This is a genomic window from Streptococcus sp. 27098_8_113 (genome assembly GCF_041432545.1).
In the GTDB taxonomy this organism is placed as follows: Bacteria; Bacillota; Bacilli; order Lactobacillales; family Streptococcaceae; genus Streptococcus.
This window is the reverse complement of sequence record NZ_JAPVZU010000006.1, coordinates 83,035-100,070: the sequence shown is the minus strand read 5'-3', so window position 1 is coordinate 100,070 and position 17,036 is coordinate 83,035. Positions and strand designations below refer to the sequence as shown.

Annotated in this window: 13 protein-coding genes; 6 read left to right on the top strand and 7 right to left on the bottom strand. The window is 44.7% G+C overall.

The features are described 5' to 3' along the window. Positions 1-11: 11 nt before the first annotated feature. On the bottom strand, positions 12-1,304 hold the full coding sequence (locus O3644_RS05170) for an adenylosuccinate synthase (protein ID WP_247950986.1): 1,293 nt from the start codon (positions 1,302-1,304) through the stop codon (positions 12-14). A 302-nt stretch (positions 1,305-1,606) separates the two neighbouring features. Between O3644_RS05170 and gshAB the strand changes: the two genes are divergently transcribed. The 3 genes from gshAB to O3644_RS05155 all read left to right on the top strand — a co-directional run bounded on the left by gshAB (position 1,607) and on the right by O3644_RS05155 (position 6,210). Beyond that, positions 1,607-3,859 carry a bifunctional glutamate--cysteine ligase GshA/glutathione synthetase GshB gene (gshAB, locus tag O3644_RS05165; protein ID WP_371595228.1) on the top strand — a complete coding sequence of 751 codons (2,253 nt, stop codon included), beginning with the start codon at positions 1,607-1,609 and terminating at the stop codon, positions 3,857-3,859. 224 nt (positions 3,860-4,083) lie between these two features. Next, the gene (locus O3644_RS05160; RefSeq protein ID WP_371595224.1) at positions 4,084-4,929 is read left to right on the top strand and encodes a hypothetical protein; all 846 of its coding nucleotides are present in this window, start codon (positions 4,084-4,086) and stop codon (positions 4,927-4,929) included. 24 nt (positions 4,930-4,953) lie between these two features. Further along, positions 4,954-6,210, top strand: coding sequence for a toxic anion resistance protein (locus O3644_RS05155; RefSeq protein WP_371595223.1), 1,257 nt, complete (start codon positions 4,954-4,956; stop codon positions 6,208-6,210). A gap of 152 nt (positions 6,211-6,362) precedes the next feature. Here O3644_RS05155 and tpx read toward each other — a convergent pair whose 3' ends face one another. From tpx to O3644_RS05135, 4 genes are all read right to left on the bottom strand, one after another. Then, on the bottom strand, positions 6,363-6,854 hold the full coding sequence (gene tpx / locus O3644_RS05150; protein WP_048766040.1) for a thiol peroxidase: 492 nt from the start codon (positions 6,852-6,854) through the stop codon (positions 6,363-6,365). Between the two features lie 151 nt (positions 6,855-7,005). Beyond that, positions 7,006-7,938, bottom strand: coding sequence for a metal ABC transporter substrate-binding lipoprotein/adhesin ScbA (scbA, locus tag O3644_RS05145; RefSeq protein ID WP_371595222.1), 933 nt, complete (start codon positions 7,936-7,938; stop codon positions 7,006-7,008). Between the two features lie 21 nt (positions 7,939-7,959). Then, entirely contained in the window at positions 7,960-8,796 is an 837-nt protein-coding gene (locus tag O3644_RS05140) for a metal ABC transporter permease subunit (protein ID WP_371595221.1), read from the bottom strand. A gap of 1 nt (position 8,797) precedes the next feature. Beyond that, the gene (locus O3644_RS05135; protein WP_371595220.1) at positions 8,798-9,517 is read right to left on the bottom strand and encodes a metal ABC transporter ATP-binding protein; all 720 of its coding nucleotides are present in this window, start codon (positions 9,515-9,517) and stop codon (positions 8,798-8,800) included. A 148-nt stretch (positions 9,518-9,665) separates the two neighbouring features. Here O3644_RS05135 and O3644_RS05130 point away from each other — a divergent pair, with 148 nt between their 5' ends. Further along, a complete protein-coding gene (locus O3644_RS05130; RefSeq protein WP_048766030.1) occupies positions 9,666-11,558 on the top strand; it encodes a M13 family metallopeptidase in 1,893 nt (630 codons plus the stop codon). 72 nt (positions 11,559-11,630) lie between these two features. Here O3644_RS05130 and O3644_RS05125 read toward each other — a convergent pair whose 3' ends face one another. Then, entirely contained in the window at positions 11,631-12,332 is a 702-nt protein-coding gene (locus O3644_RS05125) for an ion transporter (protein WP_048766028.1), read from the bottom strand. Positions 12,333-12,512: 180 nt separating this feature from the next. Between O3644_RS05125 and leuS the strand changes: the two genes are divergently transcribed. Beyond that, entirely contained in the window at positions 12,513-15,014 is a 2,502-nt protein-coding gene (leuS, locus tag O3644_RS05120) for a leucine--tRNA ligase (protein ID WP_048766170.1), read from the top strand. Positions 15,015-15,193: 179 nt separating this feature from the next. Continuing rightward, a complete protein-coding gene (locus O3644_RS05115) occupies positions 15,194-15,883 on the top strand; it encodes a VIT family protein (RefSeq protein ID WP_045500318.1) in 690 nt (229 codons plus the stop codon). A gap of 83 nt (positions 15,884-15,966) precedes the next feature. Here the strand turns inward: O3644_RS05115 and tsf are convergent, their stop codons facing one another. Next, a complete protein-coding gene (gene tsf, locus O3644_RS05110) occupies positions 15,967-17,010 on the bottom strand; it encodes a translation elongation factor Ts (RefSeq protein WP_005591546.1) in 1,044 nt (347 codons plus the stop codon). Positions 17,011-17,036 lie beyond the last annotated feature (26 nt).

Sequence of the window (17,036 nt, the reverse complement as noted above, 5' to 3'; positions counted from 1 at the left end):
TCTTCACTTGCTTATAAACTTGACCAAACACTTTCCAAGATATTGGTTTGCTCGCGACCTGGTCCGACTGAGAAGGTCGAAATGCGGACTCCAACCAGTTCGCTGACACGGCGAACATAATTGCGGGCATTTTCTGGGAGGTCTTCTAGACTGCGGACACCAGTGATGTCTTCTGACCAACCTGGCAATTCTTCATAGATTGGCTTGCAGCGCTTGAGCTGCTCCAGACTTGCTGGATAATGGTCGATTCGCTCCCCATCCAAGTCATAGGCCACACAGATTTTGACTGTATCTAGACCACTTAAAACGTCAATGGAGTTGAGAGAAAGGTTGGTAATTCCTGATACGCGGCGGCTGTGACGCATCACAACGGAATCAAACCAGCCCACACGACGCGGACGACCCGTCGTTGTACCGTATTCATGGCCCACTTCGCGGATACGGTCGCCCACTTCATCAAACAATTCAGTTGGGAATGGTCCATCACCGACACGGCTCGTATAGGCCTTGCAGACACCAACTACCTTGTCAATCTTGCTTGGACCAACACCTGAACCAATCGTCACCCCACCGGCAACTGGATTAGACGAGGTTACAAATGGATAGGTACCTTGGTCAATATCCAGCATGACACCTTGTGCCCCTTCAAAGAGGACACGCTTGCCTTGATCCAGAGCGTCATTGAGGATGACAGATGTGTCAGTCACATACTGCTTGATTTGCTGACCGTATTCATAGTATTCTTCAAAAATATCGTCAATGCTCATGGCTTGGCTATCATACAATTTCTCAAAGAGGCGGTTTTTCTCAGCTAGATTACGCTCCAAGCGCTCTCTGAAAATATCTTTATCCAAAAGGTCAGCGATACGGATACCAACACGCGCAGCCTTGTCCATGTAGGCAGGACCGATTCCCTTGATCGTGGTACCAATCTTATTGTCGCCTTTAGCTTCCTCTTGCAGGCGATCCAGCTCGATATGGTAAGGCAGGATGACATGGGCACGATCTGAAATGCGTAAATTATCTGTGGTAACACCTTCTTGGTGCAGATAAGCCAACTCCTTGACCAGAGATTTAGGATTGACCACCATCCCATTTCCGATCACTGAGATCTTTTCTGGGAAGAAAATTCCTGACGGAATCAAGTGCAATTTATATTTTTTCCCGTCAATCACAATCGTATGTCCAGCATTGTCACCACCTTGGTAGCGGGCAATCACTTCAGCATTGGCCGAAAGGAAATCCGTAATTTTCCCTTTTCCTTCATCTCCCCATTGGGTTCCTACAACAACAACTGATGTCATAATTTCGTCTGAGCTACAAGAGCTCTTCCTTTCTTAATCTACAAGGCAGGAGTTTCACCTGCAAACGTATCTTACACCTTATTATAAGAAAATTTTGAATTTTTTTCAAGGTCAGGTGTCTTTTAAATTTGGATTTTCACTTTTGAAAGCGAATAATTCTTTTTAAAATTTTCTATTTTCACGAAATATATCTAACAAATGGCGATAAAAGTTCGGGAATTCATTAAAAACGTAGTGAATAGTTGTTTTCTGGCCTTTTTTATAATAGACTGAAAGTACTATACTAAGGACGGAAAAACATGATGACTATTGATCGTTTACTCGAAAAGCTAGACCCTGCCAGCCCGATCTTACAGGCGACTTTTGGACTGGAGAGAGAATCCCTACGCGTGACAGAGGCTGGGACACTGGCATCAACTCCCCATCCCAGCTCTCTGGGTTCTCGGAGTTTTCATCCCTATATCCAGACGGATTTTAGCGAGCAACAGCTAGAATTGATTACGCCCATCGCCTCTTCAACTCAGGAAGCCCGTCGCCTACTGGGTGCCATCACCGATGTAGCTGGACGCTCCATTCCCCAAGATGAACTCATGTGGCCCTTGTCCATGCCTCCCCAACTCCGAGAAGACGAGATTGAAATTGCCCACCTCGAAAATACCTACGAACTCCATTATCGTCAAGGTTTAGCAGAAAAATATGGCAAACGGCTCCAGACCATTTCCGGCATTCATTACAATATCGAGTTAGGAAAAGATTTGATGGCGGCTCTCTTTGAGGCTAGCGACTTTTCTTCCTTCAAGGATTTTAAAAATGCTCTCTATCTCAAATTAGCTCGCAATTTCCTCCGTTTCCGCTGGTTCTTGACCTATCTTTATGGTGCAGCTCCACTGGCAGAAGCTGGCTTTTACGATGAGCCAGTTGAGGCTCCTGTCCGCTCACTACGCAATAGCCATCACGGCTACGTCAATGACGAGCATATCCATGTATCATTTCGCTCGCTGGAAAGCTATGTCTCGAACATCGAGGCCTATGTCGGGTCTGGCGACCTAAGTGCAGAAAAGGAATTTTACTCGCCTGTGCGCTTTCGCGGTCAAAAACGAAATCGAGATTATCTGGAACAAGGCATTACTTACTTAGAACTGCGCTGTTTCGACCTTAATCCTTTCGACGTTTTGGGCATCAGTCAAAGAACCTTGGACACAGTCCACCTCTTTCTCTTGGCTCTATTGTGGCTGGATGATGTGACAGATAGCGATACACAGCTAAAAGCGGCTCATGCTCTCAACGATGCCGTTGCTCTGGCTCACCCCTTGACGCCTCTACCTGCAGAGGCTGACAGCTCTGCTATTCTCCAAGCTATGGAAAATGTGATTCAGCATTTCAATCTCCCTGACGCCTACCGTCAATTACTAGCGCAAGTCAAAGCTACGCTGGCTGACCCTAAACTGACTCTGGCGGGGAAATTACTGCCTCATATTGAGAAGGACTCCATCTCAGCTTTTGGACTTGCAAAAGCACGGGAATATCGAGATTACGCCTGGACTGCACCCTACGCCCTCAAGGGCTACGAAAAGATGGAGCTGTCCACTCAAATGCTTATGTTTGACGCTCTCCAGAAAGGCCTCCATCTCGAAATCCTAGATGAAAATGACCAATTTCTCAAGCTTTGGCATGGTCAGCATGTGGAGTATGTCAAAAACGGAAACATGACCTCTAAGGATAACTATGTCATCCCTCTGGCCATGGCCAATAAAACAGTCACCAAAAAGATTTTGGCAGCAGCTGATTTTCCTGTTCCGGCTGGGGCAGAGTTTTCTTCTCTCGAAGATGGTCTGGCCTACTACCCTTTGATTAAAGATCGACAAATTGTCGTCAAACCCAAGTCAACCAACTTTGGACTGGGCATCTCTATCTTCCAAGAACCAGCTAGTCTGGAAGCCTACCGCAAAGCTTTGGAGATTGCTTTTTCAGAAGACGCCGCCGTCTTGGTGGAGGAATTTATCGCTGGAACGGAGTATCGCTTCTTTGTCTTAGACGGTCAGTGTGAGGCAGTCCTCTTGCGAGTAGCAGCTAATGTGGTCGGAGACGGTCAACACACCGTAAGAGAATTGGTTGCCATCAAAAATGATAATCCGCTGCGGGGCCGAGATCATCGTTCACCGCTCGAAATCATTGAACTGGGAGACATTGAGTTGCTCATGCTGGACCAGCAAGGCTATGGACCAGATGATATCCTTCCTGATAGAGTCAAGGTTGACTTGCGGCGCAATTCCAATATTTCTACTGGAGGAGACTCGATTGATGTCACAGACAGCATGCACCCGTCTTATAAGAAACTGGCTGCGGACATGGCACGTGCTATGGGAGCTTGGGCTTGTGGCGTTGACCTCATCATCCCTGACAGCTATGCTATTTCCACCAAGGAAAATCCCAACTGTACCTGCATCGAGCTTAACTTCAATCCCTCTATGTATATGCACACCTATTGCGCTGAGGGGCCGGGACAAAGCATCACCCCGAAAATACTGGCCAAACTTTTCCCAGAAATGGACTGATAAAACAAGAATCGCAGGGGATTCCTTGCGATTTTTGCTTGCCCACTTGTGATAAAAAAGAACTCTCACACTTGTTTTCGAGAAAGGAAAGAGGACTCTTTCTTGATGAGGCAAATATTCTCATCAAATCTAAAAGTGCGATTGAATATATCAATCTTTCTCCTTCAAAAACCAGCTTTTATGTTAAAATAGAGATATCATATTGAGAAGAAAGAGAAAGGTTCATGTCGAGAAGAAAGAATAATTCTAACCAGCAGCCGGAATGGTTTAGCTGGATTTGGATACTTGCAATTATATTTGGTTCTGGAGTGGTAGCCAGCTATCTGATCCCCATTGCTATTTTGGGAGGTATTGGCTACGGAATCTATCGCTACCAAAAGCAGAAAAGAGTTCGTATTGAAGCTAAACAAGCTAGCATTGGCCGTATTGAAGATTTAAAAGCAGAGATTGGTCAGGCTGACCGCCGTATTAAAGAATTAGAAAGCTACCAAGAATACGGCAAGAAGGAAGACTACCAAGATTTGGCCCTGCAAATTCTTCCCCAACTCACCTATATCAAAAACGTTGCTAAGGAATTGCGAGATGAAATTCCTGCATCTGTCTACCAGCGCATTCAGACTAAAATTACTACTGTAACCGAGGAAATTGATAAACAACTGCAAAAGATTGAACGAGAGAAAAGGCAAAAGGAAGCGCAGCCAAAGAAAACGAGTCTAGAAGAACTAGCCCCAGAATTAGTCGCTACAGTTCGCAATATTCAGATTGACCACGAGGCCATTCTTCAAAAAATCTCTCAATCCGAAAGCAATAACAAGGAAGAACTGACTGCCATCCATCAGTCCCAGATGGAGCACTACGAAGATATTTTAGAAGGCTACCTCAAAATCAAAGCCTCTCCCAAAGATTTTTATAATGCCGAGGAGCGGCTAGCCAAAGCCAAAGCAGCTATCGAGCAGTTTGACTTGGACCTAGACGAGGCGCTGCGCCAGTTAAATGAAGCTGATTTGAGGGACTTTGACATTAGCCTGCGTATCTTAGACAAAGAAAAGCAAACAGACACCAGCTTTTAAGCTAGATAAACCAAAGGAGAAACTATGAGCCAAGAATTTAATTTTGACATTGATAAAATTGCCAACAATGCCATCAGCAAAAGCGACAAAACAACAGAAATCATCGAAGCCAACACGACTCAAGAAAATGGCCAGCTCACTTTTCTAGAAAAGCTGACTCCTGAGCAACAGAGTGCGATTACTGCTAAAACCCCTCAGCTTGTGGATAATTTCGTATCGGACCAAAATGCCTTGCTGGACTTTGGCCAATCTGCGGTCGAAGAAGTCAACAGCACCGTCAATCGTATCTTAGCCGAGCAGAAAAAATTACAAATTCCTCAGGTAGATGAGCTCTTAAAAAACACTAACAAAGAACTCAATGGCTTTGTCGCAAAATACAAGGACGCTCAAGTTGCGGAACTGGACAAGAAGCCTAATTTCCTGGAAAAACTCTTCAAACAGAGCAAAAACACGCTTCAAGAATTCTATTTTGACTCACAAAATATTGAGCAGAAAATGGATGGCATGGCTGCAACCGTCGTCAAACAAGAAGATATTCTAGCTCGTAACATCGTTTCTGCTGAAATGCTGATTGAGGACAATACCAAATCGATTGAAAACCTAGTTGGAGTTATTTCCTTTATCGAAGCTGCTCAGCGAGAAGCTGGCAATCGAGCGCTCAAACTTCAGGCTGAAGTCGCTCAGTTAAATATGACAACTGTTGACTACCAAGTCAAATCGCAAGAATTAGCCCGAATGACAGAGGTGGTCAATACCTTAGAGCAGCAACACACTGAATATGTCAGCCGTCTCTATGTGGCTTGGGCGACAACGCCTCAAATGCGTAATCTGGTCAAGGTTTCCTCTGATATGCGCCAGAAGCTAGGAATGCTCCGTCGAAATACCATTCCAACTATGAAACTGTCTATCGCCCAGTTAGGTATCCTCCAGCAATCGATGAAGTCTGGTCAGGTAGCTGACGCCATCTCTAATGCGAATAATGCTGCCCTGCAAATGCTCGCTGAGACCAGCAAGGAAGTCATTCCTCAGCTGGAACGGATTTCCCAAAGTCCTACTATTGCTGTTGAGTCTGTCACTAAGCTAGCAGAAAGCCTCGTTGCTCAAAATCAAGGCATTATCGAAGCTATTGATAAGGGTCGGGAAAAACGCGCTCTGCTAGAAGCGGCCGTCATCCAATCCGCAGAAACTATCAACAACTCTGTCAAACTGCGTGATCAAAAGATTATCCAAGCCCTGCTGGACCAAGGCAAAGAAGCCCAGAAAGAATTAACTTCAGAATAAGTAAAAAAGCCTAGATGGCTCTTTCAAATCGTAGACAAACGTCAAAATTGATGTTTGTCTTTTTGTATTTTCCAAAATTTTTAGCCAAGAAGACAAAAATACACTCAACCCTTAGGAAGAATTGAGTGCATTTTTTGGAAAAGTATATTTCTTTACAGACTTTTGACTGCCGCAATGGCTGCATCATAATCTGGCTCGGTGTTGATGTTGTCAACATATTCAGCGTAGGTCACAGTGTTATTTTCATCCAAAACTAGGACTGCACGAGCCAATAGGTGCCATTCATTGATGAGGACAGCATAGTCGCGACCGAAAGAATGGTCGAAGTAGTCAGATAGCATAACGGCGTTTTCGATGCCTTCAGCAGCACACCATTTGCCTTGAGCGAAAGGCAAGTCAACTGAAACCGTGATCACAACAGTATTATCCAAGTCAGAGAGTTCTTGGTTGAAACGACGGGTCTGAGTTGAACAAACACCAGTATCGATAGACGGTACGATGCTTAGGACTTTCTTTTTACCAGCAAAATCAGCCAAAGTTTTCTTTGAAAGGTCAGTAGCTGTTAGGCTAAAATCGTGGGCTGTGTCGCCGACTTGCAGTTGTTGGCCCGTAAAGGTTACGGGATTTCCGAGAAAAGTTGTCATAGGAAGTCTCCATTCATGTTTGATAGCTCCATTGTACTGCGAATAGTGATTTTTTTCGAATAATTTGACCGGAAATTTGAGAGCGACTCCATGTGAAGCTCCTTCTACATAAATAAAAAGGTTGGGGTTTTATCTTCCCAACCTCTTATTATTATTTAGACAGACCTTCTGCAATCTTTTCTAAGTTGTATTTCATCATGCTGTAGTAGCTATCACCCTCTTCGCCTTTGTCAGCGATTGAGTCAGTGAAGATTTTAGCGTAGATCGGAATGTTGGTGTCTTTAGAAACGGTCTTCATCGGACGGTCGTCTACACTTGATTCGACAAAGAGAGATGGCACTTTGGTCTTGCGTAGTTTTTCAACCAAACTTTTAATTTGGTCTGGAGTCCCTTCTTCTTCAGTGTTGATTTCCCAAATGTAGGCTGATGGCACATTGTAGGCCTTAGAGAAGTACTTGAAGCAACCTTCGCTGGTTACAATCATTTTCTTTTCTTCAGGAATGTTGTTGAATTTCTCTTTGGCTTCCTTGTCCAAAGCGCTTAGTTTTTCCACATAAGCTTTAAGATTTTTCTCGTAAGTTTCTTTGTTAGCTGGGTCTTTTTCGCTCAAACGCTTAGCAATGTTTTGAGCATAGATGATCCCATTTTCCAAGTTGAGCCAAGCATGCGGGTCTTCCTTGCCCTTTTCATTTTGACCTTCAAGGTAAATGACATCAACACCTTCGCTGACAGCATAATAGTCCTTGTTTTCTTTCTTCTTAGCATTTTCTACTAATTTTGTGAACCAAGCATTACCGCCTGTTTCCAAGTTGATCCCATTGTAGAAGATCAGATCCGCTTGGGAAGTCTTTTTGACATCTTCAGGCAGAGGCTCGTATTCATGTGGGTCTTGGCCGACAGGTACGATACTGTGCAAATTGATCTTATCGCCAGCGATATTCTTTGTAATATCCGCAATAATCGAGTTGGTCGCAACAACATTCAATTTTGAAGAACCAGTCTCGGTACTGCTTTTTTGACTAGAGCAGGCTGCTAGGCCGACAAAAGCCAGCAAAAGCAGAACTAAGAAACGACATTTTTTCATTGGAAATCCTCCATAAATATATTATTTTACTTTTCTTTTTAAATACCGCTGTTTTGGTGCGATAAAAAATGAAACCAAAAAGATCAGGGCAGAGGTTAGAACGATACTAGAACCTGCTGCAACATTAAAACTATAACCGATGAAGAGACCTAAAACAGATGCACCAGCCCCCAAGGCAGATGACAATAAAATCATGGTCTTGAGACTCTTGGCATAGAGATAGGCTGTCGCAGCTGGTGTAATCAGCATGGCCACAATCAGAATCGTTCCGACACTTTGCATGGCTGTGACAGATACCAGAGTCAAGAGAATCATCAGTAAATAGTGGTAAAAATTCACCTTCATTCCCATAGCTTGGGCTAAGAGCGGGTCAAAGGACGTCAGCAAAAGCTGCTTGAAGAAAATAGCAATGACCAGCAGCACCAAGATACCCACACCGATACTAATCCACATATCAAGGTCTTGCACCGCCAAGATATTCCCAAAGAGAATATGGAAAAGATCGGTCGAACTCTTGGCAACACTAATCAAAATGACCCCCAGAGCCAAGAAGGAAGAAAAAGTAATCCCGATAGCTGTGTCACTCTTGATAATGGAATTGCCCTTGATGTAGGTGATAATAATAGAAGCTAGTAAGCCAAAGGTAATGGCACCGATGAAGAAATTAATCCCCAAAATGTAAGACAGGGCCACGCCAGGCAGCACCGCATGAGAAATGGCATCCCCCATGAGTGACATGCCCCGCAGAATGATAAAGCATCCAACGGCACCGGCCACCACCCCAATCACAATGGCCGTAATCAACGCATTTTGCAGGAAATGAAAATCATGCAATCCTTGAATAAATTCCTGGATCATCCTAGTCACCTCCATTCATAAAGAGCTGAGAACCGTAGGTCTTCTGCATATTTTCTTTGATGAAGGTGCTCTCAGTTGATCCGAAAGCAATGACTTCCTTGTTAAGCAGCAAGACTTGATCAAAATAAGCGACTACCTTGCTCAAGTCATGATGAACAATCAAAATCGTCTTCCCAGCTTTTCTTAGCTGACGGAGTGTTTTCATAATAATCTCTTCGCTGACCGAGTCAATCCCAACAAAAGGCTCATCTAGGAAAATATAGTCCGCCTCCTGAACCAAGCAACGGGCAATCAAGACCCGTTGAAATTGCCCACCAGACAACTGGCTAATCTGCCGCTCAGCAAACTCTTCTAAACCAACGATTTTCAAAGCCCGAGCAACCTTTTCCCAGTCAGACGCTTTGAGGCGTTGAAAGAGCTTGATCTTAGGATACAAACCCAGAGACACACACTCCTTGACCTTGATGGGGAAATGATAATCAATGTGAATCTTCTGCTCTACATAAGCAATCTTGTTTAATTCTTGCTTCATGGGTTTTCTGTCTAGAAAGGTCTGCCCCTCACTCTCAACAATTCCTAACATCCCTTTTATGAGAGTTGACTTTCCAGCCCCGTTTGGTCCGATAATCCCTGTGATAGTTGGTCCTTTTATTGTTAAAGAAGTTGGTTCTAAGGCCAGCTGTCCTTGATAACTGACACTTAAATTTTTCATTTCAATCATTGTTATACCTCTTTTGTTTTAATATACATTAAAATGAAAATTAAGTCAAGTTAATTTTTAAAAAATCCTTAAAATCAATATAGGAAATATTTGAAAAAAGGAGTTAATTTTGATAAGGTTATATCAAAAGCAGGAAAGTGAGAACAAGATGACACGTTTACAAGATGATTTTTATGATGCTATTAATGGTGAATGGGCCAAAACGGCCGTTATCCCAGATGACAAGCCTGTCACCGGCGGTTTCACAGATTTATCAGATGAGATTGAAAAGCTGATGCTCTCCACCACCGATCAATGGTTGCGGGGTGAGGAAGTTCCTGATGATGCTATTTTGCAAAACTTTATCAAGTACCATCGTTTAGCAGCTGACTATGACAAGCGGGAAGAACTCGGCGTCAAGCCTGTTTTGCCTTTGATTGCGGAATACCAAGCACTCAACTCCTTTGCCGAATTTACCACAAAGATTGCCGAGTTTGAACTGGCTGGTAAGCCCAATTTCTTTCCTTTTGGCGTAGCGCCTGACTTTATGGACGCCCGTATCAATGTCCTCTGGGCAGATGCACCAGGTACTATTCTCCCAGACACAACCTACTATGCTGATGGGCATCCTCAAAAGGATAAACTCTTGAAAAAATGGCGCGAATCTTCCGAAGCTTTGCTGCAAAAATTCGAATTTTCAGCAGAAGAAATCCAAGATTTGCTGGATAAAGTTTTAGAACTGGATGCTCGAATTGCCAAAGTCGTTCTGTCACGGGAGGAAAGTTCAGAATATGCTAAGCTCTACCACCCTTACAAGTGGGAAGATTTCAAAGCCTTAGCACCGAATCTACCTTTAGATGCGATCTTCACCCAACTCATCGGGCAAATTCCTGACCAGATTATCGTACCTGAGGAGCGTTTCTGGCAGGCTGCCGACCAATTCTACTGCGAAGAGGCTTGGCCCCTGCTCAAGGCCGTGCTTATCTTTAACGCTATCGCGTCAGCTGAAGCCTACTTGACTGACGAAATCCGTGTCCTAGCAGGCGCTTACCGTCGCGCCCTATCTGGAACACCTCAGGCGCAAGACAAGAAAAAAGCTGCCTTTTACCTAGCTCAAGCGCCTTTCAATCAAGCCATCGGACTCTGGTATGCTGGACAAAAATTCTCCCCTGAAGCCAAGGCCGATGTGGAGCAAAAAGTAGCCAACATGATCCAAGTCTACAAGGAGCGCCTCGCCAGCAATGACTGGCTGACACCAGAAACTCGGGACAAGGCCATTGTCAAACTCAATGTCATCAAGCCTTATATCGGCTACCCGGAGGAGCTGCCTGAGCGCTATGCAGACAAGATTGTGGATGAAAATCTCAGCCTCTTCGAAAATGCTCAGAAGCTTCGACAAGTGGAAATCAAGCATGGTTGGAGCAAGTGGAACCAGCCAGTGGATTACAAAGAATGGGGAATGCCAGCCCATATGGTCAATGCCTACTACAATCCTCAGAAAAACCTGATTGTCTTTCCAGCGGCTATCCTGCAGGCACCATTCTATGACCTGCACCAGTCCTCTTCAGCCAATTATGGCGGAATCGGTGCGGTTATTGCCCATGAGATTTCTCATGCCTTTGATACCAACGGCGCTTCCTTTGATGAAAACGGCAGCCTCAACAACTGGTGGACGGAGCATGACTACCAAGCCTTTACTGAGCGGACTCAGAAAGTCATCGACCAGTTTGAAGGTCTAGATTCTTACGGTGCCAAGGTCAATGGTAAGCTGACCGTTTCAGAAAATGTAGCGGACTTGGGCGGTATTGCAGCAGCTCTTGAAGCAGCCAAGAAAGAAGACGATTTCTCTGCGGAGGAATTCTTCACAAACTTTGCCCGCATCTGGCGGATGAAGGGGCGCGAAGAGTACATGAAGCTTCTAGCCAGCGTCGATGTCCATGCGCCCGCTAAACTTCGGACCAATGTCCAACTGCCTAACTTTGACGACTTCTTTACGACCTTTGATGTCCAAGAGGGAGACGGCATGTGGCGTAGTCCAGAAGAGCGCGTGGTGATTTGGTAAGCAACTTCAATAATAATTAATCAATCAAAAAACCTGCTCAGGAAGGGCATTAGAGCCTTCCCGAACAGGTTTTTATAGTTCTTTGATTTCTTTCATATAGCCTGCTGTGATGATACCAGCAGGCAGAGCCACAATGGCGATTCCTAAAAAGGAAGAAATCATGGTAATAATTTTTCCAGTCGTTGAAACTGCATAAATATCACCATAACCAACCGTCGTCAGGGAGATGGTTGCCCAGTAGAGGGCGTCAAAAAAATTAGGAAATGTGCTGGGCTCGACATTAAAAATGATAAGGGCAGAGATGAAGATATAGCCGAGAGCCAAAAGACCCACGATCATCAAACTCTCCTTCTGCTTTTTTAAGACATTGGTCAATATTTGGATATTTTTAGAATAGCGAATAAACTTGAAGACGCGCAAGATCCGAAGCATGCGCAAAATCTTAAAGAGCCGCAAACTATTATTCAACAAAAAGAGGGAAGGCAAAATGCAGAGCAAATCAGCCAGCGCCAGAAAGGTAAAAGGATAGAGGAAAAAAGAAAGCTTCCCCTTTCCCAATTTATAATCAGCCGTTAGAAGCCGAAGAATGTAGTCAATAATAAAAATAATCGTTGACACAAAATCCGACCACATGAAGATTCCTGTGTGACTCTTGGTGGTCAGAGGGATCAGGCTGACAATAATAGTCAGGAACATAAGCACATCATAGGATTTTTCAATCGCATTTTCCTTTTGATGGGGCTCAATAATCTGAAATAAAATCTTTCTTGTCATCCTCAACCTCACTTTTTTAAACTTGCTTTCATTCTATCTGTTTTTAAAAATAATTCAAGGTCGATCCGCAAAGATTTTCTTCATTCTCTTTCGTCGGTTGCTTTCAAAATCCCTTGAAAATGGTATAATAGATAGAAACGTGTTTAGAACACAGAAAAGATCGTTGGAGAGTAAATGATTATGGCAACTTACAATCACAAAGAAATCGAGCCCAAGTGGCAGAAATACTGGGCTGAGCACCATACATTCAAGACAGGTACTGACAAGGAGAAGCCTAACTTTTATGCGCTGGATATGTTCCCTTATCCATCAGGAGCTGGTCTGCACGTAGGACACCCAGAAGGCTATACAGCGACGGATATCCTCAGTCGTTACAAGCGCGCCCAAGGCTACAATGTCCTTCACCCAATGGGTTGGGATGCCTTTGGACTGCCAGCCGAGCAGTACGCTATGGATACAGGCAATGACCCGGCTGACTTTACAGCAGAAAACATTGCCAACTTCAAACGCCAAATCAATGCGCTTGGTTTTTCTTACGACTGGGATCGGGAAGTCAATACAACTGACCCCAACTACTACAAGTGGACCCAGTGGATTTTCACCAAGCTTTATGAAAAAGGCCTGGCTTATGAAGCTGAAGTCCCAGTAAACTGGGTGGAAGAGCTGGGAACTGCTATCGCTAACGAAGAAGTTCTGCCAGATGGCACATCTGAGCGTGGTGGCTATCCAGTCGTCCGCAAGCCTATGCGCCAGTGGATGCTGAAAATCACAGCCTATGCAGAACGTTTGCTCAATGACTTGGAGGAGCTGGACTGGCCAGAGTCTATCAAGGATATGCAGCGCAACTGGATCGGGAAGTCAATCGGTGCCAATGTAACCTTCAAGATTAAGGACACTGACAAGGACTTTACCGTCTTTACGACTCGTCCGGACACCCTTTTTGGTGCGACCTATGCTGTTTTGGCTCCAGAGCATGCACTGGTAGACGCTATTACAAGTGCAGAACAAGCCCAAGCAGTTGCAGACTACAAACATGCAGCCAGCCTCAAATCTGACCTGGCTCGGACTGATTTGGCTAAGGAGAAGACCGGGGTATGGACAGGAGCTTATGCCATCAATCCTGTCAATGGCAAGGAAATCCCAATCTGGATTGCCGACTATGTGCTTGCTAGCTACGGAACAGGAGCTATCATGGCTGTTCCTGCGCATGACGAGCGCGACTGGGAGTTTGCTAAGCAGTTTAACTTGGAGATTATTCCGGTTCTAGAGGGTGGCAATGTTGCTGAAGCTGCTTATACAGAAGACGGTCCGCATATTAACTCTGGCTTCCTCGATGGCTTGGACAAGGCTGCCGCGATTGATAAGATGGTTTCTTGGCTGGAAGCAGAAGGGGTCGGAAATGAAAAAGTCACCTATCGCCTGCGCGACTGGCTCTTTAGTCGTCAACGCTACTGGGGTGAGCCGATTCCAATCATTCATTGGGAAGATGGCACCTCAACAGCTGTCCCTGAAAATGAACTGCCGCTTGTCCTGCCTGTAACCAAGGATATCCGTCCTTCTGGTACTGGTGAAAGCCCTCTGGCCAATCTGACTGACTGGCTGGAAGTGACTCGGGAAGACGGTGTCAAAGGTCGTCGTGAAACAAACACCATGCCTCAATGGGCAGGTTCTAGCTGGTATTACCTGCGTTACATTGACCCGCACAACAATGAGAAATTAGCAGACGAAGAGCTGCTCAAGGCTTGGCTGCCAGTTGATATTTACATCGGTGGCGCGGAGCATGCCGTGCTCCACCTCCTCTACGCTCGCTTCTGGCATAAATTCCTTTATGATCTTGGAGTGGTTCCGACCAAAGAACCTTTCCAAAAACTCTTTAACCAAGGAATGATCTTGGGGACTAGCTACCGTGACCACCGCGGTGCTCTAGTAGCGACAGACAAGGTGGAAAAACGCGATGGTTCTTTCTTCAATATCGAAACGGGAGAAGAACTAGAGCAAGCGCCTGCTAAGATGTCTAAATCCCTGAAGAATGTGGTCAATCCAGACGATGTAGTAGAGCAATACGGCGCTGATACCTTGCGTGTCTATGAAATGTTCATGGGACCGCTAGATGCATCCATCGCTTGGAGCGAGGAAGGGTTAGAAGGCAGCCGCAAGTTCCTGGATCGGGTTTATCGTCTCCTTAACTCTAAGGAATTGGTCACTGAAAATAGCGGAGCATTGGACAAGGTCTACAATGAAACAGTCAAGTCTGTCACAGAGCAGATTGAGGAGCTCAAGTTTAACACAGCCATTGCCCAGCTCATGATCTTTGTCAATGCAGCCAACAAGGAAGAAAAGCTCTATGTCGAATATGCCAAAGGCTTTATTCAATTGCTGGCGCCTTTTGCACCGCATTTGGCTGAAGAACTCTGGCAGGCAGTCGCTCAAACTGGTGAGAGCATTTCCTATGTAACTTGGCCAACTTATGACGAAAGCAAACTGGTCGAAGCAGAGGTCGAAATCGTAGTTCAAATCAAGGGTAAAGTTCGTGCTAAGCTAGTCGTAGCCAAAGACCTGAGCCGTGAGGAACTGCAAGAAATCGCTCTGGCAGATGAGAAAATCAAGTCTGAAATCGCTGGTAAAGAAATCGTGAAAGTCATTAGTGTGCCAAATAAACTGGTTAATATTGTGGTGAAATAATCAGTTGGCTACAACATTATCGTGATTACAAAGAAAGGAGTCGTTTAAAACGGCTCCTTTTTTGATAAGAATTTTCCCTTAAATCGTCGGACTTTTCTCATTTTCCGACTTTCACTTGCCTTCATTATTCTTTTTATTTATAATCATTATAAATAAAAAGAAAAGAGAAAAGTTTCAGAATGGAAGAACATAAGATTGACAAAAATTTTAGCGGACGCCTGAATATTTTGCGGGCTGGAGTTTTGGGGGCCAACGACGGTATTATTTCTATCGCAGGGGTGGTCATCGGAGTGGCCAGTGCAACGGAAGATGTTTGGATTATCTTTCTATCTGGTCTGGCTGCTGTCTTTGCCGGTGCCTTTTCTATGGCAGGCGGGGAGTATGTATCCGTCTCCACTCAGAAGGACACTGAGGAGGCTGCAGTGGCTAGAGAGCGAGAACTCTTGGAAAAGAATCCCGATATTGCCAGACAGTCCCTCTACGCCTCCTACGTCCAAAATGGTGAGTGCGAGACTTCTGCCCAACTCTTGACCAATCGCGCCTTCTTGCAGGATCCGCTCAAGGCCTTGGTAGAGGAAAAGTACGGCATTGAGGTCGAAGAGTTCACCAATCCTTGGCACGCAGCCATATCCAGCTTTCTAGCCTTTGCCATAGGTGCAATTTTCCCTATGCTGACCATCGTTCTGCTTCCGGCTGCCTATAGGATTCCAGCGACCGTCCTTGTTGTAGCTCTTTCCCTCTTGGGAACCGGCTATACTAGTGCAAAATTGGGACAGGCACCCATTAAAAATGCCATGATCCGTAACCTCACTATCGGACTTTTGACCATGGCTGTCACCTATCTCGTAGGCCAATTCTTCTCAATTTAAAAGAAGAACTATTCAGGCAAGCATAATAAAAAAGATTGAAAAGAAATAATTTCTTTTCAATCTTTTTTTGTTATAAACTTAGATTAGTTTTGGCCAAGAGCAGCTGCCATTGTTGCTGCAACTTCTGATTCGAAGTCGTTAGCTGCTTTTTCAATACCTTCACCAACTTCAAAGCGAACAAACTCAACTACTGAAGCATTCACTGATTCAAGGTAAGCTTCAACTGTCTTGCTATCATCCATGATGTAAACTTGCGCAAGAAGTGTGTAAGCTTGGTCAACTTTAGTGTTGTCAAGCAAGAAGCGATCCATTTTACCTGGGATGATTTTATCCCAGATTTTTTCTGGTTTGCCTTCAGCAGCCAATTCAGCTTTGATATCCGCTTCAGCTTGTGCAATCACTTCGTCAGTCAACTGAGCTTTTGAACCATATTTCAAGTGTGGAAGTGCTGGCTTATCAACCATAGCGCGGCTTTCATTGTCTTGATCGATAGCGTGGTTCAATTGTGCCAATTCATCTTTCACAAATTGCTCATCCAATTCTTTGTATGAAAGAACAGTTGGTTTCATCGCAGCGATGTGCATAGAAATTTGTTTCGCAAGAGCGTCATCGCCACCGTCAATCACTGAAACAACACCGATACGGCCACCGTTATGTTGGTAAGCACCAAAGTGTTGAGCATCAGTCTTTTCAACCAAAGCAAAACGACGGAATGAGATTTTTTCTCCGATAGTCGCAGTTGCAGATACGTATGCAGCTTCAAGAGTTTCACCTGAAGGCATTGTCAATGCAAATGCTTCTTCGTTGTTCGCTGGCTTGCCTTCTGCGATAACTTTTGCAGTAGCATTTACCAATTCAACGAATTGAGCGTTTTTCGCAACAAAGTCAGTTTCAGCATTGACTTCAACGATAGCTGCAACGTTACCATCCACGTAAACGCCTGTCAAACCTTCAGCGGCAACACGGTCAGCCTTCTTAGCTGCTTTTGCCATACCTTTTTCGCGAAGCAATTCAATCGCTTTTTCGATGTCACCATCAGTTTCAACCAATGCTTTCTTAGCGTCCATGACACCAGCACCAGATTTTTCGCGCAATTCTTTTACAAGCTTAGCTGTAATTTCTGCCATTTTTCTTCTCCTATGTTTACTATTTT